This is a genomic window from Pyxidicoccus fallax, from assembly GCF_012933655.1.
In the GTDB taxonomy this organism is placed as follows: domain Bacteria; phylum Myxococcota; class Myxococcia; order Myxococcales; family Myxococcaceae; genus Myxococcus; species Myxococcus fallax.
On sequence record NZ_JABBJJ010000201.1, the window covers coordinates 1 to 23719 of the forward strand.

20 protein-coding genes and 1 pseudogene are annotated in these 23719 nt (G+C 69.3%); 1 reads left to right on the plus strand and 20 read right to left on the minus strand.

The window, feature by feature from the left end:
* The 14 genes and pseudogenes from HG543_RS33285 to sppA all read right to left on the minus strand — a co-directional run.
* Window positions 1-402 (minus strand): annotated as a pseudogene (locus HG543_RS33285) (hypothetical protein); the annotation flags it as partial.
* A 1-nt stretch (window position 403) separates the two neighbouring features.
* Window positions 404-1180 (minus strand): enoyl-CoA hydratase/isomerase family protein, encoded by a 777-nt coding sequence (locus tag HG543_RS33290; RefSeq protein WP_169348955.1) that lies wholly within the window; start codon window positions 1178-1180, stop codon window positions 404-406.
* Between the two features lie 19 nt (window positions 1181-1199).
* Window positions 1200-2048, minus strand: a complete 849-nt coding sequence (locus HG543_RS33295; protein WP_169348956.1) for a 3-hydroxyacyl-CoA dehydrogenase family protein — start codon at window positions 2046-2048, stop codon at window positions 1200-1202.
* A 70-nt stretch (window positions 2049-2118) separates the two neighbouring features.
* The gene (locus HG543_RS33300; protein WP_169348957.1) at window positions 2119-2565 is read right to left on the minus strand and encodes a hypothetical protein; all 447 of its coding nucleotides are present in this window, start codon (window positions 2563-2565) and stop codon (window positions 2119-2121) included.
* A gap of 2 nt (window positions 2566-2567) precedes the next feature.
* Window positions 2568-3065, minus strand: coding sequence for a hypothetical protein (locus HG543_RS33305; protein ID WP_169348958.1), 498 nt, complete (start codon window positions 3063-3065; stop codon window positions 2568-2570).
* A 19-nt stretch (window positions 3066-3084) separates the two neighbouring features.
* Window positions 3085-4170, minus strand: a complete 1086-nt coding sequence (gene apbC, locus HG543_RS33310) for an iron-sulfur cluster carrier protein ApbC (protein WP_169348959.1) — start codon at window positions 4168-4170, stop codon at window positions 3085-3087.
* Between the two features lie 205 nt (window positions 4171-4375).
* Window positions 4376-4975, minus strand: a complete 600-nt coding sequence (locus tag HG543_RS33315) for a hypothetical protein (protein WP_169348960.1) — start codon at window positions 4973-4975, stop codon at window positions 4376-4378.
* Between the two features lie 91 nt (window positions 4976-5066).
* Window positions 5067-5381, minus strand: coding sequence for a hypothetical protein (locus HG543_RS33320; RefSeq protein WP_169348961.1), 315 nt, complete (start codon window positions 5379-5381; stop codon window positions 5067-5069).
* 141 nt (window positions 5382-5522) lie between these two features.
* Window positions 5523-5792 (minus strand): hypothetical protein, encoded by a 270-nt coding sequence (locus HG543_RS33325; protein ID WP_169348962.1) that lies wholly within the window; start codon window positions 5790-5792, stop codon window positions 5523-5525.
* Between the two features lie 45 nt (window positions 5793-5837).
* Window positions 5838-6308, minus strand: coding sequence for a hypothetical protein (locus HG543_RS33330; protein WP_169348963.1), 471 nt, complete (start codon window positions 6306-6308; stop codon window positions 5838-5840).
* A 50-nt stretch (window positions 6309-6358) separates the two neighbouring features.
* Entirely contained in the window at window positions 6359-6700 is a 342-nt protein-coding gene (locus HG543_RS33335; RefSeq protein WP_169348964.1) for a hypothetical protein, read from the minus strand.
* A 400-nt stretch (window positions 6701-7100) separates the two neighbouring features.
* Window positions 7101-7556, minus strand: a complete 456-nt coding sequence (locus HG543_RS33340; protein WP_169348965.1) for a hypothetical protein — start codon at window positions 7554-7556, stop codon at window positions 7101-7103.
* Window positions 7557-7564: 8 nt separating this feature from the next.
* Window positions 7565-13843, minus strand: a complete 6279-nt coding sequence (locus tag HG543_RS33345; protein ID WP_169348966.1) for a PA14 domain-containing protein — start codon at window positions 13841-13843, stop codon at window positions 7565-7567.
* A gap of 309 nt (window positions 13844-14152) precedes the next feature.
* On the minus strand, window positions 14153-15922 hold the full coding sequence (gene sppA / locus HG543_RS33350) for a signal peptide peptidase SppA (RefSeq protein WP_169348967.1): 1770 nt from the start codon (window positions 15920-15922) through the stop codon (window positions 14153-14155).
* A gap of 107 nt (window positions 15923-16029) precedes the next feature.
* Here sppA and HG543_RS33355 point away from each other — a divergent pair, with 107 nt between their 5' ends.
* Complete coding sequence (locus HG543_RS33355; RefSeq protein WP_169348968.1) at window positions 16030-16383, plus strand: hypothetical protein; 354 nt, start codon at window positions 16030-16032, stop codon at window positions 16381-16383.
* Window positions 16384-16400: 17 nt separating this feature from the next.
* Here HG543_RS33355 and rtcA read toward each other — a convergent pair whose 3' ends face one another.
* The 6 genes from rtcA to HG543_RS33385 form a co-directional block, all read right to left on the minus strand.
* Window positions 16401-17477: an RNA 3'-terminal phosphate cyclase gene (gene rtcA, locus HG543_RS33360; protein ID WP_169348969.1), complete on the minus strand. Its 1077-nt coding sequence runs from the start codon at window positions 17475-17477 to the stop codon at window positions 16401-16403.
* A 139-nt stretch (window positions 17478-17616) separates the two neighbouring features.
* Window positions 17617-19554, minus strand: coding sequence for a CocE/NonD family hydrolase (locus tag HG543_RS33365; protein ID WP_169348970.1), 1938 nt, complete (start codon window positions 19552-19554; stop codon window positions 17617-17619).
* Between the two features lie 161 nt (window positions 19555-19715).
* On the minus strand, window positions 19716-20213 hold the full coding sequence (locus HG543_RS33370; protein ID WP_169348971.1) for a response regulator: 498 nt from the start codon (window positions 20211-20213) through the stop codon (window positions 19716-19718).
* Between the two features lie 167 nt (window positions 20214-20380).
* The gene (locus HG543_RS33375; protein ID WP_169348972.1) at window positions 20381-21823 is read right to left on the minus strand and encodes a sigma-54-dependent transcriptional regulator; all 1443 of its coding nucleotides are present in this window, start codon (window positions 21821-21823) and stop codon (window positions 20381-20383) included.
* Window positions 21813-23156: a sensor histidine kinase gene (locus HG543_RS33380; protein ID WP_169348973.1), complete on the minus strand. Its 1344-nt coding sequence runs from the start codon at window positions 23154-23156 to the stop codon at window positions 21813-21815. The genes HG543_RS33375 and HG543_RS33380 overlap by 11 nt, the downstream gene beginning before the upstream one ends.
* Before the next feature lie 30 nt (window positions 23157-23186).
* Complete coding sequence (locus HG543_RS33385) at window positions 23187-23459, minus strand: hypothetical protein (RefSeq protein ID WP_169348974.1); 273 nt, start codon at window positions 23457-23459, stop codon at window positions 23187-23189.
* Window positions 23460-23719 lie beyond the last annotated feature (260 nt).

Genomic DNA, 23719 nt, shown 5'->3' on the forward strand with positions numbered 1-23719 from the left:
GCCCCACAGGCCCGCCCCCTCGGCGAGCACGCCCAGGCGGAGCGTGTCCGGGAAGGCGTACACCCTCGCCCCGCCGAGCACCCGGAAGGCCGAGGGCTTCCGGCGCCACTGCGGCTCCACGAAGGGCGAGACGATGAGCGTGGGCCCGGGCACGTCCCAGGGCGGAAGGGCCCACGGGTGGAGCGGCCAGGACAGCACCCAATGCTCCTGGGAGCCGGGCCCCCACTCGTAGCGGAGGTCCGGGACGAGCGGCTCCAGGGCGCACGCGGTGTAGAGGCAGAGCGTGCGCTTCCAGGAGACGAGCGGCGGGGCGCGCCCGTCCTCCCCTTCTTCCGCGGCCCGGGAGGGAGCCGCGGCCAGGAGGCAGGTCAGCAGTCCCCCGGCCGCGAGCGTCCGCCGCACGTCACTTGCCGGTGAAGGTGGCGGGGCGCTTCTCCAGGAAGGCCTTCATGCCCTCGCGCTGGTCCGCCGAGCCGAACAGCTCGCCGAACGTCTTGCGCTCCAGCTCGTTGGCGACGCGCAGGTCCTGGTCCGCGCCGGCCTCGATGACCTTCTTGGCCTTGGCGATGGCGAGCGGGCCGTTCTTGAGAATCTTCGCGGCCACCTCGCGGCAGTGCGGCAGCAGCCCCTCGGCGGGGAGCACTTCGAGCACGAGGCCCAGCTCCTTCGCCTTGGCGGCGTCGATGCGCTCGCCGGTGAAGATGAGCTCCTTGGCGCGGGCGCGGCCCACCGCGCGGGTGAGGCGCTGGGTGCCGCCGAAGCCGGGGATGACGCCCAGGCCCACCTCGGGCAGGCCGAGCTTGGCCTTCTCGGACGCGTAGATGAGGTCGCACGCCAGGGCCAGCTCGCACCCGCCGCCCAGCGCGAAGCCGTTGACGGCCGCGATGGTGGGGATGGGCAGCTCCTCCAGTTTGGCCATCACGCGGTGGCCGAGCGCCCCGAACTCCTGGGCCTGCGCCTCGCTCAGCGCGGCCATCTCGGCGATGTCCGCACCAGCGACGAAGGCCTTCTCGCCGCCACCGGTGACGATGAGGACGCGCACGTCGGTGCCGATGGAATTGAGCGCCGCTTCCAGCTCCTGCAGCGTCTTGCTGTTGAGCGCGTTGAGCGCCTTGGGACGGTCGATGAAGAGCGTGGCGACCGCGCCGTCCTGCTCCAGCCGGATGTTCTCGTAGGCCATGTGCGTGGGCTCCAGGGGACTAGTACTTGTAGAAGCCGCGGCCGCTCTTCTTGCCGTACCAGCCGGCGTCCACGTACTGACGGAGCAGCGGGCTGGGGCGGTACTTGGAGTCACCGAGGCCCTTGTGGAGCACCTCGGCGATGTAGAGCACGGTGTCCAGGCCGATGAAGTCCGCGAGCTGCAGCGGGCCCATGGGCTGGTTGGTGCCCAGCTTCATCGCGGTGTCGATGTCCTCCACCGAGCCCAGGCCCTCCATCAGCGCGAAGCAGGCCTCGTTGAGCATGGGGATGAGGATGCGGTTGACGATGAAGCCCGGGTAGTCCTTGGACACCACCGTCGTCTTGCCCATCTTCTCCGCGAGGGCGCGCGTGGTGGCGTACGTCTCGTCGGAGGTGGCGGCGCCGCGGATGAGCTCCACCAGCTGCATCACCGGCACCGGGTTCATGAAGTGCATGCCGATGACGGACTCGGGGCGCTTCGTGGACGCGGCGATGCGGGTAATCGGAATGGACGAGGTGTTGGTGGCGAGGATGCCGCCCGGCCGGACGACGGCGTCCAGGTCCTGGAAGATGCGGCGCTTGAGGTCCTCGTTCTCGGTGACGGCCTCGACGGCGAAGTCGACGTCCTTCGCCTCCTTCACGTCGGTGAGGGTGGAGAGGTTGGCCTCGGCGGCGGCGCGCTTCGCCTCGTCGAGCTTGCCCTTCTCGGCCAGCTTCTTCAGGCCGCCGCGGATGCGCTCGGCGCCCTTGGCGAGTCCCTCCTTGGAGACGTCCGCCAGTGTGACGCGCAGGCCCGCCTGCAGCGCCACCTGCGCGATGCCCGCGCCCATCTGCCCAGCCCCGACGACGACGATGTGCTCCGTTGCCATGGTCTTCGCGTACCCCTCGGTCGGTATGTGAACGGCGTGCGGGCGCCCTTAGCCCACGCGTCCGGGACGGTCAACGACCGGAGGGAGGCAACCGGAGCTGGCGGACGATGTAGCGGTCCTCTCCCACCTGCAACGACTCGTCCAGACGCACCCGCTCCTCGCGCCCTTCCAGCTTCACGAAGAGCCACGTGCGCCAGGTGCCCTCGGGCAGGTCCACCTCCACCGTCACCTCCGGCGGAGGCCCCGAGGCGAAGAAGCGCTCCTCGCGCTTGAGGACCTTGCCCTCTTCGTCCAGCACCTGGAGATCCATCGCGCGCACCGCGCTCCACCCCGGCCCCTCGAACTGGAGCCGCAGCTCGCGCTCGGGCGTGCCCGTGGTGCGCCACAGCCAGAAGCCGAGCGCCGCCAGCAGCAGCACCGGCAGCCGCTTCGCCAAGGGGTGGGAGCGCCAGCCGCGGCGGTCCGGGACGGGGGCCGGCGGCGTGGAGGGCTCGGAGGGAGGAGGCGTGTCCGCCACCGTCACTCCTTCTTCGTGCGCTTGGAGCCGCCTGGGCGGCGCGCGTTGAGCTCGGAGACGACGACGCGGGGCGTGGCGCCCTTCTTCGTCTCACCGGTGGCGGCGGGCTCGGACTCGGAGGACTTCTCGGCCTTGTCCGGTGGCACCAGGCGGATCTGCGCCTTGATCTCCACCGTCATGCCGGACATCAGCTTGAGGAACTCGTCGCGCAGCTTCTCGGACTGGAGGAAGCGGCGGAGCTCGTCGCTGACGACGCGGGTGATCTCATCCTTGGTCTTCTCGGCCTGGCCCAGGATGAAGCCCAGGGCCTCCTTGGGCAGCTTGAGCTGGCCCGCGAGGTTGCGGATGCCCTCTTCTGTCATGAAGAGGGCGCCCAGGCCGGCGACGGCCATGCGGCGGACGAACTCCGGCACGAAGCCGGCGGGGCCGCCGGAGCGCGCATCCCGACCCTGCCGGTCGTCATCGTCCAGCGGGTCGGGCGGGAAGTCGTCAGCGGCCATGGAGATCTCCTTGGAGGTTCTAGCGGGCCTGCACCACCGGCAGCGGCACGCTCTTCATGCTCTGCGTGGACACCCGACCCGCCACGTTGCGAGCGACCTCCTGGAAGGCCTTGGCCTCCAGGCTGTCCTTCGCGCCGACCACCACCGGCACGCCGGAGTCTCCGGACTCGCGCACCTTGAGATCCAGGGGGATTTCACCCAGGAATGGGATGCCGAACATCTCCGCGGCCTTGCGGCCACCGCCATGGTTGAAGATGGGGGTGGCGTGCGAGCAGTTCGGGCAGACGAACTGGGACATGTTCTCCACGATGCCCAGCACGGGGATGTGGACCTTGTCGAACATCTGCTTGGCGCGGACCACGTCGGCCAGGGCCACGTCCTGCGGCGTCGTCACCAGCACGGCGCCCGCGGCGCGGATGGACTGGGACAGGGACAGGGCCACGTCGCCGGTGCCCGGCGGCAGGTCCAGCACGAGGTAGTCCAGCTCGCCCCAGTTCACGTCGCGCACCAGCTGCATGAGGGCGCCGTGGAGCATGGGGCCGCGCCAGATGAGCGCCTGATCCGCCTCCACGAGGAAGCCGATGGACATCACCTTGAGGCCGTGGGCGAGGAGCGGATCCAGCGACTTGCCGTCCGGGCTGACGGGCTTCTTGTCCGCGAGGCCCGTCATCAGGGGCACGGAGGGGCCGTAGAAGTCCGCGTCCAGCAGGCCCACCTTGGCGCCGTGCTGGGCCAGGGCGGTGGCGAGGTTGAGGGCCACGGTGCTCTTGCCCACCCCGCCCTTGCCGGCGCCGACGAGGATGACGTTCTTCACCTGGGGGAGCAGCGCTCCGCCGGGCATGCCGCCGCCGGCCGCGCGCACCTGGGCGCCCCACTCGATGTCGAAGGACTTCAGGCCCGGGACGGCCTTGAGGGCGGCCTCGGCGTCGGCCTGGATCTTCCCCTTGAGGGGACAGGCCGGGGTGGTGAGCTCGATCTTCAGCTTCACGGTGTCGCCGGTGACGCGGACGTTCTTCACCATGCCCGCCTTCACGAGGTCCACGTGAAGCTCGGGGTCCATGACCTTCGACATCGCCGCGAGGACGTCGGCCTCGGAAACGCTCATCTGAACACCTGAAACCTTTTGGAAAACGGGCGGTTGGGGGCCGCCAACGGGCGCGGAATCTGCCAGCCCCCCGGGGGCTGTCAACGTCGTTTAACGCGGATGGCGCTCGGGCGCACCCTGGCGGCACGCCGTCCGGCGGGGCACGGCCGGTGGGCTGAACGGGCCCATCAGCAGGGCTGGAGGAGCAGGCAGGCGGGCGCCCGGGTCACTCGATGGCGGCCACGCGGTACTCGCCGTCCTCCAGGACGAGGACCACGGCGCGGTCCTCCCCCAGGGGGAAGACGGCCTCGGCGGCGCCGACACGGACGTGGGTGTTGAGGGCGAGCCGGGCGCGGCGCAGGCGCTCCTTGGCGAGGGGCTCGCGCTCGAAGTCCTCGCGGAGGCGCTCGGGGGTGTAGCGGGCACGCAGGGGGGCGGCGAGCAGGCTCCAGGCCGTCTTCCAGTCGCGGGCTTCGACGGTGTCGAGGAAGCGCGAGAGGGCGGCCCGGGGGACGTCGGCCGGGCGGGATTCCACCACGCGCCAGCCCTGCTCACTCCGCGCGAGGGTGAGCGAGGGGGCGCGGGCTTCCAGGACGGCGGTACCGGCGCGGACGGCGGCGGCGCGCTCACGACGGACGGTCTCGTCGGAGTAGCGGTCCAGGAAGGCGGCCTCGCCCTCGGCGCCTCCGCTGGTGAGAGCGTAGGCGTCCTGGAGCCTCCCCTCGTCCAGGGCCTGGGCGTAGGCCTCCGCCACGGACACGGGCTCGCGCGGCGTGGTGGCGCAGGCGGTCAGCAGGGGCAGGCAGAGGAGGACGGAGCGCTTCATGGGCGCGAGCAGGCTACCACCGCTTCCGGGACTGCGAAGCCGTGAGTCCCGGAGCACCCGTCACCAGCCCCCTACCCGGAACTTCCATCCATCAGAAGTCCCTGGGGTCGCTCCACTCGAAGTCGTCAGTTGCAAGGCGCGCTGCCGAGACGAGCATCTCGCTCGTGCGACTGACAGCGTCCTGAAGCGCATCAACTTCCGTTCGCCCCAGACCCGAGATCCACTCGGGCTCCCCACCGCTGTTCTTCACGCACATGTTCGGCAGCGCCAGGAAGTCCCCTTGTACCCGCTCGAGAACCTTGATCCGGTACCGGGTTCCGGGGACTCGGAGGTCTTGCACTTCGTACACGTTGGTAACTCTTGAGATGCCCGTCGCTCCATGCAGCGAGATGGCTCTCCAGTCCATGCTGTCTCTCCTAACGAGCACCGAACGAGATGCGCGGCCCATCTGGCGCAAGGACCATGGCCTGGGCCTCCCCAGGGGGGAAGTGGACCTCGCCCCCGGCGACGCAGACGTGGGTGTTGAGAGCAAACCTGGCAGCCTGTTTCAATCTTGGGGGCCCCCTTGGCTCCATGCCGCAGGCGGCACGCCAAACTGAAATTGCGCCTGGCGCATCGCCTCATCGAGCGTCCGGTGCCACGAGTCGCCGAGGCACCGTCCGGCCGCATCGAAGCTGAACAGGTAGAACGCTCCATCCTCGTCAGAGATCTCAAGTACCGACACGTGAGCGCCTTGCTTGAGGGAGAGCTGGTCTTGGCTGCCAAGGCCAGGCGAAGTCTGCGTCTCTCCGGTACTCACCTGCGCAATCAGTTTCATGGATTCACCAGGCGCCCACTTGAGCACCACGTCGCCGCTTTCGGGTCACATCCTCGACTCACAGGCCGCTGATGAAGGATGCCCCTTCCGGATGCAGGCCTTCGAGATCTGGTCCCCCGGAGACGCGCACTCGCGAAGAATCCTTCCAATCGCCAACTCGTTATTCGTCTCCGCCTTCCGCCACTCCTCGGGCGAAATCGGACGAACGTCCGCTCTCGCCTCGGATACCACGCGAAGGGTGGTCGTCTTCTGGTCAGCCTCAGCAACCTGGATTCCGACAACCCCGCCGAATTGTCTATCGGGCCCGAAGACGTCCTCCACCGGCATGACAAACCAGCCATGGAGGGGGCTTTTCACCTCAGCGCTGCTCGGAAAGATGCGCGACAGACAGTCCTCATCAATACGGCCACTCACAGTCAGCTCCGAGTACACCTGAACCGTGGTGGATGGCGTGGGACATCCCGCCGCCACCATTGCGAGCCCGCCGAGAAGGGATACGCGCAGCCAACAGTTCATCGCTGGTTCCTCTGCTTGGGGTTGGAAAGCGCAGCGGCCGTGACGCACCGTCAGCGCCCGTGGCTCACCCTTTCGCGGAAATACGCCTTCTGTTCCTGGGGCGAATCGAACCGCGCGGGAGCATCCGGGTAGAGCGCCCGCAGACCGGTCTCCGCAGCCTGAACGACGTTGAGGCAGGCATGGTCGAGCGAGTCCAGGAGGAAGCGGCCGCCGGGCACATACCTGCACTGACCGACCGACGACACCGTGGTCGCCCAAGGCTCACACGCGGCGCGGACGCGATACGGAGGCGCCACCAGCTTCGCCAGTGCCTCGCGGTCACACTGCTTCACCCGGTAATTCAGCGCGTAATACGCGACCTCGTCGTCCGGGTCGCTCGACAGCTTCTTCATGAGCCGTGTCACTTCCGGCCCCGGAGGTCCGGCGTAGAGGGCAAACGCCAGCACCCTGCGTTGTGCGCCGGAGGCACGTGGGAAACGGCCTGCCAGGACCGGGGTGTCGAAATGCCGCGCAAGCTCCCGTGCAAGGTCCCAGTCCGAGGCCTGGCACTTCCCGGCGTCCCCCGCGCAGGACAGGATTTCATCGAGTCCCATCCGTTCGAGAGGTTGCTGGGGAGGAACATCCGCCGTCATCAGCGCCAGGAGAAGTGTCAGCATGGTCGGTCCGTCCTGGCAGTGTAGAGCGGGTCTCGAAAGTGAGCGAGGGGGCCATGCAGTGCGCGAGGCCCACCGACGCTTCACTCCCTACTCAGGCTCCAGCGCTGCCGTTTCTATGCATTCTCACGCATCAGATTCAAATCGTCTTCACGCCAGTCAGCAGAAAAATTGGATCGCCGTCGTGCCCCGCGAGCATCAGGAGAGGGTTTGTTTCAAGCAGCGCCTCCAGCCCGAGCAGGCGTCCGCCCAACTCCGAAGCCAGTTCGGCACCTTTGACTTCTCTTTTCTGCACACGTTGGAAGAGACGAAGCCCTCGGCTCAAGACCTCGGGCCCTCGAACGGTGAGGCCCACGAATCCATCACCACGAAGGGTTTTCCGAATTCTGGCCTCTGGCTCCCCTGCCCACTCGAAGGGAGCTTCGATGCTGTAGCCAATCCGGTATGCCTCGTTCCCCGCCGGCTCAAAAACCAGCAGTCGTGTGCCTTCTGACTCGGTTGAAACCGAACGTGCAAGCTCTTCTACAACCTGCCAGCCGGGGAAGGGACTTTCCGCGAGAAGCTGCCACTCTTCCAGCAATGAAACGTCAGCCATAAAGCAACCTACTCCTTCGGCGGCTTGGGAGCCCGATTCAGAATCGACTGCAGGTTGTACCACCACTGCTTCATCTCATTGGGAAGGTGCCACTTCATCAACTCGCTACTATTACGAAGCGGATCAAAGTGGATATGTGGGCCGCTCCGCCACCGCCCATTGTTCTTCCACTTGCCATTCATGTCGAAACGGAACCAATTGTTGCTGATCTTGCTACACATCTCGCGAGCACGCGGGGCGAGTGGAGCAAGTGCCAGAGCAAGAGATTGGCCGGCAATACCAACGGTCAGCACGACTCCGTGAGTCGCCCCGACGATGACCTGCGATTGTTCGACAGCGGCCTGCTCGTCTGGCGTCATCTCTCCGTGCCCGATGATGTCGCCGACTCCCGTGTCGTAGAGCCCTGTCGGATCAATGGAACCAACCGGCTTACTTCCCACATATGCATAGAGGTTGCTATCCCCTCCCGCGAAACGGATGGGGTCCTTGGTCGTCCAACGCCCTGCTTCCGCGTCGTAGTCTCGGGCTCCGAAGCGCGTCAGCTTCGTGTCGCTGTCGTAGAGGCCGCCAGCGAAGCCAAAGGGCTGGAAGCCCGGGTTGGAGTCCACCAGCACGTTGCCCCAGACATCGTACGCCAGAGTCTGCGCCACGCTGCCGTTCGCGGTATTCACCAGCAGCCGGGGGCTGCCCAGGTGGTCCGAGACGAAGCGGTACGTGACGCCGCCCTTCAGCATGTAGTCGGGCGAGTGGGCCTTCGTGCCATAGACGAAGCGGCTGACGACGTTCCCTGCCCCATCCAGCTCCGCCACGATGCGCAGCTGCCCGTCATAGAGGAAGCCCTGCGTGAGGCTGCCGTTGACGCGCTTGCCCACGCGGCGGTTGGCGGCATCGATGACGTACGCCACCTCGGTGCCATCGGGCAGCGACACCGCCGTGAGATTGCCGGCCGTGTCGTAGGTGTACGAGGTGACGGCCACGCCTACCGTCTTCGTCTGCAGGTCCCCACGAGGACCCCATGTGTAGATCGTCGCGCCACGCGTCTGCAGGCGGTCCTGCTCGTCATACGTGGCCACCGTGGTGACACCACCCTCCGTCTGGGTCGTGCGGTTGCCGTTGGCGTCGTAGCCGTACGAAGCGTGGGCGACGCCGTTGAGCGTCACCGTCTCCAGGTGCCCCGCCGCATCATAGGTGTAGACCCACGCCTGGGGAGCTCCGCCCTGCACCGTCTCCGTGCGGTTCGTGATGCGGCCCCCGTTGTCACGTGGCTCGAGCGACACGGAGTAGAGCGTCGTCGCTCCATACTTCGCACCGAGACTCTTGACCTCGCCGAAGCTATTGTACTCCTGCGACGTCGTGACGCTGCCCATCGTGGTGCCGGTGAGCAACCCGTTGGAGGGGTTGCGCGTCGTGGTCAGACTGCCCACGTGCGACAGCAGTCGGTCATTGTCGTAGAGGTACTCGATGGGCGTGGCGCCATTGACGCTGACGGAGGCCACGTCGAAGTTGGCGTTGTACGTGTAGCCCACGCTGCCCGAGACGCCCCCGCTCCAGGCGACATCCTTCACCAGCGGGCCGTCCAGGGTGAAGGACAGGCTGGCCCCGCTGCCGTCCGAAGCGGCACTGTCGTGGAGTCCCACCAGGTGCCCCGTGGAGGGCGAGTAGCCGGCCGTCACCGTGTGGCGCGGCGTCGTCACCGTCTCCAGGCGCCCCCAGGTGTCATAGCCAATGGACGCGGAGGTGCTGTCCGGGAAGCTGGTACCAGTGGGCTGATCATCCAGGTTGTACGCCGTCACCGTGCTGAGGGTGCCGGTACCCGCTGCCAGGGGCGGCGTGTAGACGTCCTCCACATCGTTGGGCGTATAGCCGAAGCCATGCGCGGGCTGACCCGGAGGCGTCAGGGACGTGAGGTTCCCCGCCGCGTCGTAGCCGAAGGCAACGGAGCGGGTCCCCGGCAGCGTCGCGCCCGTGAGCCGGCCCGCGGCATCCTGGGCGTAGCTGGCGGTGCGGCTCAGGGAATCCGTCGTGGACGCCAGCCAGCCCTTCGTCGCCCCACTGGGGTGGTAGCCGAAGCTCTGGGTGCGCGTGCCCTGCGTGACGGAGGCGATCTTGCCATCCGGGTAGTAGCCATAGGTGACAGGCGTGAGGCCCGGCACCTCAAAGCGCGTGACACGGCCCTGCGCGTCGACGTCCGCGTACACCTTCTTGCCCATGGGGCTGGTGCGCGTGAAGCGCCCGGTGACTTTGTTGAACTCCAGGCTCGAGGACTTCCCATTGAGCACGGACATCCACGTCTGGGAGGTGTACGCGAAGGGGTCCGACGCGTTGGCGCCCGTGGGACGCGTGAGCGACTGGCTGGCCGTGGCGACGCGGGCCAGCCCCGACGGCAGCGTCGTCGTATGGCCCACCACGGTGGGGACCCCTCCGCCCAACCGGAAGTCACTGCCGGCACGCACCGTTTCCACCGTGCCGTCCGGGTGCGTCACGACGTCCACACCGTTGACGCCCAACTCCCGGACGGTGGTGAAGCCCGCGGGCGAGCGCGTAGTGCGCCGCTGCTTGTTGCCCACCCACTCCGAGGTGTGCCGCGTGACGCGCCCTTCGGCGGTGGTGACGTCCACCGCGTAGCCCGCCTTGCCGGAGCCCGGCCCCGAAGTCGGCTTCGTGCGCGTCAGCGACTTGAAGCCGCCGCCCGGGTTGCTGTCCTTCTTCAGCCGGCCCGTCGCGTCGTACTCGAAGGTATGGACGCCATTTCGCGGGTCGGTGAGCTTCGTCAGCAGCCCGCCGGTGCCGTACTCCAGCACCACCGCCTCGTCGTTGGGATTCTCCACCCGGGTGAGCAGCCCTTCCGGCGTCACCGTCAGCTCGGTGCGCTGGCCTCCGGGCGCCACGATGGCCGTGGGGCGCCCGTCCGCTTGCCGCTCAATCGTCGTCACCTGCGCATTGGCATCCGTCAGGGTGACGAGCCGTCCGACCGTGTCGTAGCCGAACGTCAGCACCGTTGCCCCCGTCCGTGCGTCCAGCGTGCGCAGGTGCCGCCCCTGATAGAAAACATAGGCCTCCTGCCCGTTTTCGGAGGGGACGAGGACTTCCCCCAGGGAAATGGCACTGGAGGGAGAGACGAGCTTGTACACACGGCCGGTAATGCTGGGGGTGCCTTCAAAGGCAATGTAGAGCACCCCATCGGGCGTCACCGCGAGGTTCATGGGGTAGGCGTGGAAGTCCGTCTGGAGCGCACTGGCCCCCGTTACCGGAGGATACTGACCGCGCGCCCCGGTGCCCGCCAGCGTGGTGACCGTCCCGTCGGGCCCGATGCGTCGGACACGCAGGCCGTCGGTGAAGTACAGCGAGTCGTCCGGCCCCACCGCAATCCCTGTCTCATGGGAGATGCGCTCGATGGTTGCAGATGCGGCCGGTCCGTAGTCACCCGAAAAGGAGGAGGTCCCATTCCCTATGACGCTGCGCACCAGCCCATCCCCGTCGAGCTTCCGAATGCGGTATTCGTACGTTCCCTCGAAATAAAGCACTCCCGACGAGTCAAAGACGCCCCGCAGGTAGGTGCCGAGGCCCGTACTCAAGGCAGGAACGGGTGTCGCACTCGCGGAACTCGTCCCATTCCCCACCACCGTGGTGATCAGCCCCTCCGCATCCACTCGCCGTATCCGCTGGGCCGAATTCCCCAAGGCCGAGCCGGTGCCGAGATAGACCTCCCCAGTGGGGGAAACCTTGATGAAGTCGATGTCTCCCGTGGCCGCCTGGGTTGCCGGACCGCCCTCCCCGTTCGTCGCGTTGTGGCTGGAGACCAGCTGCCCATTGCCGGCGAAGTGGTGGACGATTCCATCCGGAGCAATCCGGTAGACGCGTTTGTTGTTCTTGGCGACGTAGTGGCTACCGTCCGGCCCCACTTCATGGGCCAGGAGACCTCCAAAGTTCGTCTGGGTGGCCGGCGCCCCCACGCCTCCATCCGTGACCGTGCATTCACTCTGGCAGCCCACCACGGTATAGACGCGTCCATCCGGCGCGATGCGGCGAACGACGCCTCCGGGGGAGTCCAATGCGTAAACCGAGCCGTCATCGCTCGCGGTGAGCTGATTGACGAGGAAGTTCGACTCTGTCGCAACGCCCCCATCTGTCACGCCATAGCCGGCCCCAGACACCAACTGCCAGACCGCCTCGGTGGCCTGGGTGGACTGTCTCTCCCCGTCTCCTCGGAAGAGGGTGCTGGTGCTGGACTCGAACGTGTGGTGCACGTCCAGTGTCCAGCCTCCCAGGGCCTGGGCCAAGGCTTCATCCGCCACCAGCTTCCGCGTGTGGTTGCGCCAGAGGAAGACCTCCATGGTGTCCCGATTGGAAGACGCCGTGTAGGCGCCTCCAGGGGCGTTGAAGCTGCGCCACAAGTCCGCGGGCTCGCGGTACTGCGCCTGGTACGCAAAGCCCACTTCGACACGGAAGGTCTGGGTGCCCTGCACCCTGCGGCCCCACCTGTCGCGGCCGTCCCACTGGAACGTGAAGCGCTGGTTGGGGAGGCTCTCGAAAGTGTAGTGCCAGGAACGGCCAGCGCCGTGGATTTCGACCACGGCGTACTTGAGGCTCGCGGGGACGGAGGCTCCCGTGACGGGCACCTCGAAGCTATGGCGGCTCGTGCGCCCGGGCACCCGGTCGCTCTGGTAGCGCAGCGTGTAGGGCGTTCCGACAACGGGCACCGCCTCGCCGAGCGTCTGGTTTTCACACTCGATGATGCTGCCGGACGTCTTGCACGAGTCGGGCTCCGGCTCGTCCCCTTCGAGAGGCTCGTCGGGCGGAGCCGTGGCGCCGTCAGGAAAGCCATAGGGCCAGTTGCAGTCCCAGGGCGTCAGGTGCGTCAACGGCACGCGCCAGAGGGAAGTCCCCGGCGTGTAGAGCAGTGCCAGGCGCTGGCGCTCCTCATTCGTGAAGCCCAGCGCCGTCAGCGTGGCGCCGACGTCGGCCACCCCGTCCCCGGTGACGTCCACGTCCGCCATGCCGCTGGTGATGCCGACGACCTTGACGACGCGCCCATCCACGTCCGCCTGCCACGCGCCGACCTGCCTGTCGTAGTAGCCCGTGGGCACGTCCTTGCCCACCGGGAACCCGAGGAAGTTCTCCAGGTAGAAGTAGACGGGCTGGCTGAAGGAGACGCGCGTGGCCCCCACGGCGAGGGCCTCGTCCAGGCTCCACTCCACGGCGTACGTGTAGCCACTCAAGGGCGGCAGCGCCCCCGGCATGGCATTGGGGCCGTCCCGGCCCACCGTGTACTCCGTGGCGCGCACGGACATGCTGGAGAGCGTCTGGGTGCCGCCGCTTGGCAGCGTCAGGGAGACGCCCGTATTCGCGGGCACCAGCAGCGTGGCCCGCCGGGCGCCGTCCACATCCGACACCGTGCTGCCGCGCGCCACCTGCAGCGCCGGGGCATTGGCGGTGACGACGGTGACGGCGCTGTCCAGGGCCGTCAGGGCCACGTCCTCCACGGCCACCCAATCTCGCCAGGGCGTCTTCACGGCGCGCTGCACCGGCAGCAGGCCCTCCTTCTCGAAGTTGAGGGTGACGGTGCCGCCGCCATTGAGGGCGAATTCGTAGGCACCGTCCGTCCGCGTCAGCGTCTCACCCCACTCCGGGTGGGAGAGCGCGGTCACCTTCACACCCGAAAGCGGCGCACCGGCCCGGTCGAGCACGCGCCCGTAGGCCACGGCCACCCGGCGCGCATCGATGGTGCCGGGAGCCACGCCCGTCTGCGGCGGGTTGCTTCCCGTGTAGAGGAAGGCGGTGGCATCGGAGAAGTCCGTCGGGGTACCTGTCTCCACGAGCGGCGGCACACCGGGGACGGTAGGCCCGTCCTCATGGCTGAGCGCGCTGGTGGGCACCACGTGCAGCGCTTGGCCAGGGTACGCCCAGGACAGCCGCGCATGCGCCAGGCCTGGTCCCTCGAAGTACTCCATGACGAGCGCGTACGACTGGCCGGCCACCAGTGACACCGTGCCGGTGGACAGGGGATTGCTGTCGTCCTCCAGCACCCAGTTGTCGATGACGTTCTGCCCGCCCACCCACAGCCGCACCCCGTCATCCGTGGAGGTGGTGAAGGTATACAGCCCCGTCACCGGGGCCTTGAGCGTGCCCGTCCAGCGCACGCTGAAGGTGTCGTAGTTGGAGATGGCCGTCCCCGGCGGAATCCCATACTCCCACTCGAAATCCACCTGCGTGTCGATACGCTGAGTGACGAGCGTCTGCAGTGCGTCGTCGTCGAAGTACTCAGCCTTGAGGCCTGGAGCCTGCAAGAGCTGGCTTCGACTGGACAGTGCTACTGGCTCAGCGCCTCCCGCCCCTTCGCGCCCGCAGCGCACGGCCAACAATGCCACGAGTACAGCGCCTGCTGCTGCCCCCCATGTTCCCCATGTCGTCTTCATTCATCCCCACTGAGGGGCCGTGCCGTCAACACCAGCACAGGCACCTTATCGAAGCTGGAAACCGTGTGGGGGAGCAGTTCCTCTGCCAGTCTTCAGCAGCGTCCTTTCAATGGGTTGCAACGTGGTTACCGTCCTCACTCAGGACTTCCGTCCCATAACTCGGACTGCGTCCTGCTCACGTCATCGTTTCCAGCCTCGGGCTTCCCCGAGCGCGGATAGCACCTCCGAGAGCCCATCCCACCACGGGCGCTCCGCGTCGAACCGCTCCGTGCCCCACCCGCCCAGGCTCCACGCGGTGGGGCACAGCGCGTATGTCCGGACGCTGGCCGCCCCCATCAGCAACTTCAGCAGCGAGATGCGCCGCCGGGGCGCGCCGTAGGTGACGAGGTCGAAGCGCTCCGCGGACACCTTCGCCAGTGACAGCGCGTGCCGGCACGCATCCTCGAATCCACCGATGGCATCCACCAACCCCACGCCCTTCGCACGCAACCCCGAGTACACCCGGCCCTCCGCCAGCGCATGAATCTCCTCCGACGTCCGGCCGCGCCCCCTCGCCACGTGCGCGAGGAACGCCTGGTACGTCTCCTCCACCTCCGCCTCCAGCGTGGCGTGCTCGTCCGGCGTGAAGCCCCGCGAGTTGGTGAAGATGGCCGAGTGCTCGCCCCGCATGAGCAACCTGCGGTGGATGCCCAGCCGCTCCAGCAGCGCGGCGGCCTCGAACTTCCCCGCGAACACACCAATGGAGCCCACCACCGCGTGCGGCGCGGACCAGATCTCCTTCGCGCCCACCGCCACCATGTACCCGGCGCTGGCGCACACCCGGTCCATGTACGCGAGCACCGGCTTCTTGCGCGCCACCCGCTGCACCGCCTCCAGCATCAGCTCCGAGGCCAGCGCCGCGCCGCCAGGGCTGTTGATGTAGAGCACCACCGCCTTCGCGCGCCTGTCCCTCGCCGCCGCCCGCAGCGCCTTCACCACCGTGCCCGAAAGCGCCATGCGGCCACCGCTCCCCGCCTGCCCCGGGGCGATGATTCCAGACACCGGCACCAGCGCCACGCGAGGCAGTGAGCGCAGCCGCCGCCAGCGCACCGGCGGGAAGGGCACCGTGGACAGGTACGTAGACAGGGACTCCAGCTCCGTCTCCTCCTCGTGCGAGTCCCCGGCCTTCACCAGCCCGAGGTGCACCGGCAGGTCCGCCTCGCTGACGAGCGCGTCCACCAGTCCCGCCATCACCGCCCGCCGCGCGCTGAAGGGGCCCTGGTCGATGAGCGCCTTCACCTCCTCCGCCGTTTTCCGGCGCCCGCGCGCCACCGCGTCCACCAGGTCCGCGTAGCGCTCGTCCAGGAAGGACTCCACCGTCCGGGCCTGGATGTCCGACACCGTCGGGTGCGTGAAGAGCTCCGGCGCCGTCTTGTAGTCGCCGCGCCGCACGAAGTGCGCCCGGATGCCCACGCGCCCCAGCCCCTCCGCCAGCGCGGTGGCCTCCGCGGAGTACCCGACCAGTTCCACCCGTCCCATGGGGGCCAGCAGCACCTCGTCCGCCGCGCACATGACGGGGTAGGAATCCGTCTCCACCGCCACCGCCCAGGCCACCACCCGCTTGCCCGCCGCCCTGAACTCCGCCAGCACCGCCACCAGGGCATCCCGCTTGGCCGGAGGCACCGCGAGGCCCTCCACCTCCAGCAGGATGCCCTTCAGCCGGGCGTCCTTCGCCAGGAGCCGCAGCGACTCCCGGAAGCGCTCCACGGAGGTCACGTCGGCCGGCTCCGGCCGCTGCCCTCCCAGCTGGAACCGGGGCGCGCGCCGCTCCCGGTACGGCGGGTCCCCCGTCAGCCGGAAGCGTACGTAGGCCGGCCGGTGGCGCGAGGCCAGCAGCCGGAAGGGCACCCCCAGCAGGGTGCGCAGCAGCAGCAGCAGGTTGAAGAGGGCCACGAAGGGCAGTCGCAGCATGGCATCCACCAGGAGGGGAAATGTGGGCGTCCGGGCCGTAACGAAGGCCCGCAACCGGCGCAAGCCCTGTTCAGCCCGTTCGTTGGGTCGTGTTAGCCTCGCCCCCCATGCGATTCACCCTCCCCCGGCTCGTTCTCGTCCTCGCCCTGATGTCGGGCGGCGCCGCGCTGGCCCAGCAGCCCCGGCGTCAGGTCACTGAGTTCCAGGCTCCCCGCGAAATGACGCCCGAGGAGAGGGAGGCCGCCAAGCAGCGCGCCATGGGCAACAACCTCAACGCCTATGGCAAGGACATCCAGGTGAAGGAGAAGCCCACTCCCTGGATGGCCATCGGCCTGGCGGGCCTCGTGTTCGTGGCGGTCACCCCCTTCGCGCTTCGCGCGTACCGGAACACGTCGAAGGAAATCGCCGGCGCCAACACCTTCGGCGCCAACCGGGGCGACGGCGACGAAGAGGAGGCCTGAGCCTCCCCGCGTCCCCGTCAGAGCGGACGCACCTCCACCTCGCCGCCCGCGTCCACGCGGACGTGCACGGGCAGGAAGCGCTCCACGACGCGCGCGTGCGTGGTGAGGTGGTCGGTGATGCGGGCCGCCGTGAAGCGCGTGGTGCCGGGCGTGGCCGGGCCCAGGCGGCCGGCGGCCAGCAGCGCGGCGGGGAGCAGAATCTGATCGGCGAGGTGCTCGTCGAGCGCGCCCCCGGTCTCCATGAAGTCCGTCAGCGCCTTCGCGGCCTCGCGCCCCACCTCCTCCGCTGGACGGCCCCGCTCGCCCAGGGCGGTGAAGCCGGCGATGGTGTGCTCGAACTGCGCCAGCACGAAGGTGACGGTGCCCGCCGAGCGCGTGACGGGCAGCGGCCGGTTCTCCGCCTCGGCGAGGATGCCGTGCTCGCGCAGGGCGGCCACGGCGGCGCGGGATTGGCGCTCGGCGATGCCGAAGGGCAGCCCGCCGACGAAGGACGACACGCGCACCTCGCGCAGCATGCCCCGGGCGGGCAGCTCCACCAGGAGCGGCGGCGTCTGGGGCGGGCCCACCTCCGCGACGATTTCGCCGGCGCCCTCCGGGTAGAAGCCGGCGTGCGGCAGGGTGAGCTGCACCGGCAGGCCGTACGCGCGGGCCACGGGCTGCCAGACGGTGGCCAGGTAGTGGAAGCTGGGGCTGTGCGGCAGGTGCGTGCCGCCGCGCAGGGTGAGCCGCCCGCCCCCGGCCAGGGCCAGCGGGTAGACGAGGCACTGGAAGAGCAGCGGCGTGCTGCCGGCGGTGCCCACCTCGAGGAGGTAGTCGTCCGCGCGCACGGGGCCTGGGGTGAAGGACAGCTCGCTGGCACCCACGGTGGCGCCCTCGCTGGAGCCGCCGCTCAGGGCCTCGGCGCCCCGCACGCAGGCCAGGTGCTGGGGCCGGAGGCCGGGAGGGTCGCGCCGCTCGCGCAGGCGGGTGATGTGGAACGGCCGGCCGGTGATGAGCGAGAGGGAGAGCGCCGAGCGGAGGATCTGCCCTCCGCCCTCCCCTTCACTGCCGTCGAGCTGCACCGGCCCGCTCGCGGGCCCCTCCGTGCCGGTCATGTCCCTCGCCGTCCATGGCGCTACCGCGTGGCAGGTGGAGCGTAACAGGCTCGCGTGGAGATCTCCCGCGAGGATGCACGCCGCCGCGAGCGGGCTGTCAGGCCGGAGGCATCCGCGCCTCCGGCCCGCATGCTTTCCACTACTCGTCCAGGGAGGGCAGCACGCCCACCTTGATGGAGCTGGGGTGCGCCGCCGAGTGGTACACGCGGTGGAAGGCCCGCTGGAAGTCCTCCTCCTTCGCCTCGAAGATGTTGGGGACGAAGGTCTGCGGGTTGCGGTCGATGAAGGGGAACCAGCTCGACTGGACCTGGATCATCACCTTGTGGCCGCGCTGGAAGGTGTGGAACACGTCGTTGATGACGAAGCGCACCTTCGTCACCTCCCCCGGCTTGAAGGGCTTGGGCTCGCTGTAGCTGTCGCGGAAGCGGCCGCGGAACGGCTCGCCGCGGACCAGCGTCTGCTGACTGCCACGGTTCTTCGAGCCCTTCTCCCCGTCGTTCCGCTTCCAGCCGCGCGGCTTGCCCGGGTTGACGTCCACCAGCTTCACCACCCAGTCCGCGTCGGTGCCGGTGGTGGACACCCACAGCTCCGCCTCCAGCGGGCCCGCGAGCGTCAGGTCCTGCTCCAGCGGCTCCGTCTCGAACACGAGCACGTCCGGCCGGCGCGACGCGAAGCGCTGGTCCTCCGTCATGTAGTTCTTGGCCCAGCCCGTCGTCAGCTCCATCGTGTACGGCACCGGCTTGTCCGGGTCGCTCACGTACTCGGCGAAGGACACCGCGCTGCCGGTGGGCGCCTTGCCGAAGGACAGGCCGCCCTTGGGCTGGAAGTACAGCCGCGTCTCGCGCACGCCCTTGGGCGGCCAGGACTCGAAGCGCCGCCAGCGGTTGGCGCCCGTCTCGAACACCAGCGCCTCCGGCAGGTCCGGCTTGTCGCCGCCCTTGAGGTGGTGCTTGAAGAAGGTCAGCGCCAGGTCCTGGTACGTCTCGCTCGTCCTGAAGCCGAACTCCGCGTCACCCAGCGACGAGCCCTCCGTCCCCTGCCAGCCGCCGTGCTGCCACGGGCCCATGATGAGCGTGTTGTGGATGCCCGGGTTCTGCTTCTCGATATGGGCGTACGTCTTCAGCGGACCGTACAGGTCCTCCGTGTCGTACCAGCCGCCCACCGTCATCACCGCCGCCTTGATGTTCTTCAGGTGCGGCAGGATGTTCCGCGCCTGCCAGTAGCTGTCGTAGTTGGGGTGCGCGGCGATCTCCTTCCAGAAGGCCACCTCGCCCTTGAGGTGCTTCGAGTCCGCGTTGCGCAGCGGCCCCATGTCCAGGAAGAACTCGTACCCGTCCGGCGTGCCGTGGTCGAACGGCTTCCACTCCTCGCTGTCCACGGGCTTGGGCCGGGGCTGGCCGAAGGCCGCGAAGAAGTTGAACGCGAGCGCCAGGTTGAAGGCGCCATGCCGGTGCATGTCGTCCCAGAACCAGTCACCGATGGGCGCCTGCGGGGACACCGCCTTGAGCGCCGGGTGCGAGTCGATGGCGCCCGCGGACGTGTAGAAGCCGGGATAGCTGATGCCCCACTGCCCCACGCGGCCGTTGTTGTGGGCCACGCGCTTCACCAGCCAGTCGATGGTGTCGTACGTGTCGGTGCTCTCGTCGATGTCCTTCGGCCCGGACTTCTTCGGGTTGTGGGGACGAACGTTGACGAACTCGCCCTCGGACATGTTGCGGCCGCGCACGTCCTGGAACGCGAAGATGAAGCCCTCCTTCTCGAAGGCCTCGGAGGGCGCGAGCTGGCCCGGATACCGGTCCACGCCGTAGGGCGCCACGGTGTAGGGCGTGCGCACCATGAGGATGGGGTAGCGCTTGCTCGGACCCGCGTCGACGGGGACGTAGACGGAGGTGAACAGCCGCGTGCCGTCCCGCATGGGGATGCGGTACTCGTACTTGGTGTAGCGCGTGCGGACGCGCTCGGCGCGCTCGGCGGACTGGCCGTAGGGCCTCGGCGGGGGCGTGGTGGCCTGGGCCCAGGCCGGGCCCGAGAAGGACAACAGCAAGGCTGCCGCGAGGCTGCGGGACACGGAGTGCATGCTCGCTCCTGGAGGAGAGGGCGACATTCTGGGGGAACACGTGCGACGCCGGAAAGCTCCGGTTTCGCGGCGCCCTCAACCCGCCCCCATGGCGTTTGTTCCCAGGGCCTCTCGAATCCCAGCCGTGGGACGCTCCGGGTGGATCACTTCGACAGGGGCGCTCAGGAGGACGGTGCTTCGCCCGGGGTTCGGAGCGACTCCACCTCGCGGTGGGCCGCCTGGAGCTGGGCGGAGAGCTCACGCACGCGCAGCTCCTGGCGCCGCAGGGCTTCGCGGGCGAGGTGCAGCTCGACGCAGAGCGCCACCTTGGCGCGCAGCAGGTCGGAGACGAGCGGCTTGCGCACGTAGTCCACCATGCCCAGCGCATAGGCCGGCTGCAGCGTGGGGGCGTCGCCGTCCTCGGCGGTGAGGAGGATGACGGGCGTGCGCCGGCTGCGCTCCCGCGAGCGCAGGAGCTGAAGCACCTCCACCCCGCTCATGTCCCCCAGCCGCAGATCCAACAGGATGGCGGCGAAGTCCTCGTCGAGGACGCGGCGGAGCGCCTCCTGGCCGGAGCCGGCGCGCACCATGCGGTGGCCCAGCGGCGCGAGGATGCACTCCAGCGCGAAGAGGTTGGCGGGAAGATCATCGACCAGCAGCAGGCTGGCCCCCATGGTCATGGAAGGAGAGCGCGAGGACGGGGGCACTTGGATGTTGGACTCGGGCACTGAACGGAAGTGTGCCGGCTTCCGCTGCCCTTTCCAAACACCGCCGTGCCTGGAACCCCGGATTTCTTCCGGGAAGGGAACACTTCCCACCGGGGGTGTGCCTCCGGCCACCCGGACAGTCACGCCCCCTCGTCCGGAGCCCCGTCCAGCCCGTACTTGCGCAGCTTGTCGTGCAGCGTGGCGCGGCCGATGCCCAGCCGGCGCGCGGCCTCGCTGCGGTTGCCACCGGCGATGCGCAGCGCGTCGAGGATGAGCCCCCGCTCGTACGCCTCCACGCGCTCCTTCAGGCCCGCGCCGGGCAGGTCGTCCCGGGGCTCGATTCCGCTCGCGGGGGCCACCACCGCCGGGCCACCCCCCTCCCCGCCCGCCGGCGCGTCCGGGACGGGCAGGAGCCCCAGGTCCAGCTCGCCCTCGCTGGAGAGGGCCACCAGGCTCTCCAGGGTGTTCTCCAGCTCGCGCACGTTGCCGGGCCACGGCAGCGCGCGGAGCCGGTCGAAGAAGTCCTCGGGGACCTTCAGGGGGCCGGTGTGGAAGCGGTCGCTGAAGCGGTCCAGGAACATGCGCGCCAGGACGGGGATGTCCTCGGGGCGCTCGCGCAGGGGTGGCACGCGGAGCTGCACCACGTTGAGGCGGTAGTACAGGTCCTCGCGGAAGGCGCCCTCCGCGGCCCGGCGGCGCAAGTCGCGGTGCGTGGCGGCGATGATGCGCACGTCCACCTTGACGGGCCGGTCCTCGCCCACCGGCCGCACCTCGCCCTCCTGCAGGACGCGCAGCAGCTTCGCCTGGAGCGGCGGGGCCAGCTCGCCCACCTCGTCCAGCAGCAGCGTGCCGCCGTCCGCCTCGCGGAAGAGGCCCGGGCGCACGCGGTTCGCTCCGGTGAAGGCGCCCTTGGAGTGGCCGAACAGCTCCGCCTCCGCCAGCTCCTCCGTGAGCGCCGCGCAGTTGAAGCGCAGGTAGGGGCCCTTCGCGCGCGGCGAGGCGCGCACCAGCGCCTCCGCCACGCGCTCCTTGCCGGTGCCGCTCTCGCCGGTGATGAGCACCGTCACGTCCCGCGAGCCCGCGCGCTGGACGAGCTGCGCCAGCCGCCGCATCGCCTCCGAGGCGAACACCAGCGAGCGGGACAGGTTCAGCTCGCCCGCCAGCCGCTCGTTCTCGTCGCGCAGCCGCACCGCCTCCAGCGCGCGCGACACCACGGCGAGCAGCTCGTCCACGTCGAAGGGCTTGCGGAAGTAGTCGTAGGCCCCGGCCTTCATCGCCTCCACCGCGAAGCGCTCCGAGCCATGCGCGGTGACGACGATGACCCGCGGCGTCCGCGGCATGCCCTGCAGCCGCTTCACCAGCTCCAGCCCGTCCAGGCGCGGCATGCGCAGGTCGGTGATGACCAGCTCGTACGGCCGCGCCGCCAGCATCCGCAGCGCGGCCTCGCCGTCCTCCGCCACGTCCACCGAGACGCCCTCCAGGCTGCGCAGCGTCTCGCGCAGCGTGAAGCGCACGCCCGCGTCGTCATCCACCACCAGGACGTGGTTGGACGGCTCGGGCGTCACGACGGCCTCACCCGGCATGGGCCACCTCCCGCTCGCGCACGGGCCTCAGGGTGTCCGCGGGCAGCTCGCGGGGCAGCACCAGCTCCGCGACACAGCCGCTCCCCTCCCCGCTCTTCAGGGAGACCTCGCCGCCGTGCTGCCGCGCCAGCGCGCGCGCCACCGTCAGCCCCAGCCCGGAGCCCTTCGCCTTCGTGGTGACGCCCGCGTCGAACACGCGCCCGGCCACCTCCGGGGACAGCCCCGGGCCCTCGTCCCGGATGGACACCCGCGCATCTCCCGCGTGCGTGGCCCCCACCTCCACCGTCACCCGTGCTCCCGGGGGGCTGGCCTCGATGGCGTTGTGCAGGAGGTTCATCACCACCTGCTTCACCTTGCGCGAGTCGCACACCGCCTGGACGGAGCCCGGGCCCACGCGCTCCAGCCGGAGGCCGCGCTCGGCGGCGAGGCCCTCGTGCAGCACCAGCGCCTCGTCGCACAGCGCCGCCAGGTCCACCGCGCTCACGGACAGGGGCACGAGCGGCCGGGAGAAGTTGAGGAACTCCTCCAGGATGCCCTGCATGCGGACCACCTCGGTGGACAGCACCTCCAGGCGCTCGGTGGGCTGCGCGCGGCCGGCCTCGCGCACCATGAGCTGGGTGAGCCCCTTCACGGTGGCCAGCGGGTTCTTCAGCTCGTGGGCAATCTCGCCGGACATCGCCTCCAGCGCGCGCGCGTAGGAGCGGTGGGTGGACAGCAGCTCCTCGCGCTGCGCCAGCGCCTCGATGAGCATGTCGTCGAAGGTCCTCCGGACGACGACGCCGATGGCGTTGACGAAGACGAGCACCAGGAGCATCACCCCCGCCACCGCGACGAGCATGGAGCGCGGAGGGGTGCCCAGGAAGGAGAGCGGCAGCCCCGGCAGCAGCCCGGAGAGCTGCGCCGCCGAGAGCGCCAGCAACCCGCCCATCTCGAACGCGAACACGCGCAGGTGCCTGACCCTGGGAAGGGAAATGGCGCCCACGAAGGCCAGGGCAATCATCAGGGGCAGCAGCGGGCTGGCAAGCCCACCGGTGCCCACGATGAGACAGTGGAGGAACACCACGGGAAAGAGGAGGTTGGTGGGCGCGGTGCGCGCCGTCATCTGCTCCCGGTTGAAGCGCCGCAGTTCGTAGATGAAGAACGTGAGCGTGCACACCACCAGGATGCCCATCCAGGCCCGCCGCCATGGCGCGGGGTCCAGCAGGGCCGATCCCGCGATGGCCACGATGAGCACCGCGCCCAGGGTCGCGCGATAGCGCAGCATCCGGCCGAAGATGCGGCTGATGTGCTTCTGCTGGATGTCATCGAAGCTGCGCTGCATCCGCGCGTCCATGGCCTGCCCCTTCCGCTCACGCCTCCATGCTCATGGTATGCCGGCCCGGCCCCCTTCAATCACCTGGAGCGAGGGCCGGACCGTGCGCCGCTTTCCACGCGCCCCCTGCCCGCCCGTTCCGGGCACCGGGCGGGAAGGCGTCCTCGAACCAGGGGCCGCCTCCTTGTCCGCCTTCGGGCTCCGGACGGCCGCGACGCCCGTGTCCGAGGGTGTCCGGCGGCGCGTCTTCGGAGACGCCTTGCGCGCGGGGCGCACCGGCCGCGGGAACGGCAGACTGAAGAACAGGTACATGTCGAGCAGCATGGGGGCGTCTTCCCCTTCCTCGGGCGCGCACGGGATGTGGCGCCCGTCTCGCTGAGCAATGTCGATGCCACCGGCGTGTGATGCCGCCGGGCTTCCCCTCCCCATGGGAAGAGGACGGGCGCAAGGTGCCACGCCCCCCGGAACCGGGGCGTGAAGAAGGATGAAGAAGCCGTGAGGAACGGCCCTTGCTCCTCGCTGGGCCACGGGCCTGGGCGATGCGCAGCTTTCCCTCGGGTGGGGGGCCGCGGGCGAGAGCGGAC

Excerpts from the sequence above, each read along its gene's own strand:
- HG543_RS33320 (WP_169348961.1), bottom strand. The coding sequence starts at position 5,381 with ATGGACTGGAGAGCCATCTCGCTGCATGGAGCGACGGGCATCTCAAGA.
- HG543_RS33375 (WP_169348972.1), bottom strand. The coding sequence starts at position 21,823 with ATGCCGGGTGAGGCCGTCGTGACGCCCGAGCCGTCCAACCACGTCCTG.
- HG543_RS33330 (WP_169348963.1), bottom strand. The coding sequence starts at position 6,308 with ATGAACTGTTGGCTGCGCGTATCCCTTCTCGGCGGGCTCGCAATGGTG.
- HG543_RS33385 (WP_169348974.1), bottom strand. The coding sequence starts at position 23,459 with ATGCTGCTCGACATGTACCTGTTCTTCAGTCTGCCGTTCCCGCGGCCG.
- HG543_RS33315 (WP_169348960.1), bottom strand. The coding sequence starts at position 4,975 with ATGAAGCGCTCCGTCCTCCTCTGCCTGCCCCTGCTGACCGCCTGCGCC.
- HG543_RS33290 (WP_169348955.1), bottom strand. The coding sequence starts at position 1,180 with ATGGCCTACGAGAACATCCGGCTGGAGCAGGACGGCGCGGTCGCCACG.
- sppA (WP_169348967.1), bottom strand. The coding sequence starts at position 15,922 with ATGCTGCGACTGCCCTTCGTGGCCCTCTTCAACCTGCTGCTGCTGCTG.
- rtcA (WP_169348969.1), bottom strand. The coding sequence starts at position 17,477 with ATGACCGGCACGGAGGGGCCCGCGAGCGGGCCGGTGCAGCTCGACGGC.
- HG543_RS33305 (WP_169348958.1), bottom strand. The coding sequence starts at position 3,065 with ATGGCCGCTGACGACTTCCCGCCCGACCCGCTGGACGATGACGACCGG.
- HG543_RS33340 (WP_169348965.1), bottom strand. The coding sequence starts at position 7,556 with ATGGCTGACGTTTCATTGCTGGAAGAGTGGCAGCTTCTCGCGGAAAGT.
- HG543_RS33355 (WP_169348968.1), top strand. The coding sequence starts at position 16,030 with ATGCGATTCACCCTCCCCCGGCTCGTTCTCGTCCTCGCCCTGATGTCG.
- HG543_RS33380 (WP_169348973.1), bottom strand. The coding sequence starts at position 23,156 with ATGGACGCGCGGATGCAGCGCAGCTTCGATGACATCCAGCAGAAGCAC.
- apbC (WP_169348959.1), bottom strand. The coding sequence starts at position 4,170 with ATGAGCGTTTCCGAGGCCGACGTCCTCGCGGCGATGTCGAAGGTCATG.
- HG543_RS33370 (WP_169348971.1), bottom strand. The coding sequence starts at position 20,213 with ATGACCATGGGGGCCAGCCTGCTGCTGGTCGATGATCTTCCCGCCAAC.
- HG543_RS33365 (WP_169348970.1), bottom strand. The coding sequence starts at position 19,554 with ATGCACTCCGTGTCCCGCAGCCTCGCGGCAGCCTTGCTGTTGTCCTTC.
- HG543_RS33295 (WP_169348956.1), bottom strand. The coding sequence starts at position 2,048 with ATGGCAACGGAGCACATCGTCGTCGTCGGGGCTGGGCAGATGGGCGCG.
- HG543_RS33335 (WP_169348964.1), bottom strand. The coding sequence starts at position 6,700 with ATGAAGAAGCTGTCGAGCGACCCGGACGACGAGGTCGCGTATTACGCG.
- HG543_RS33325 (WP_169348962.1), bottom strand. The coding sequence starts at position 5,792 with ATGAAACTGATTGCGCAGGTGAGTACCGGAGAGACGCAGACTTCGCCT.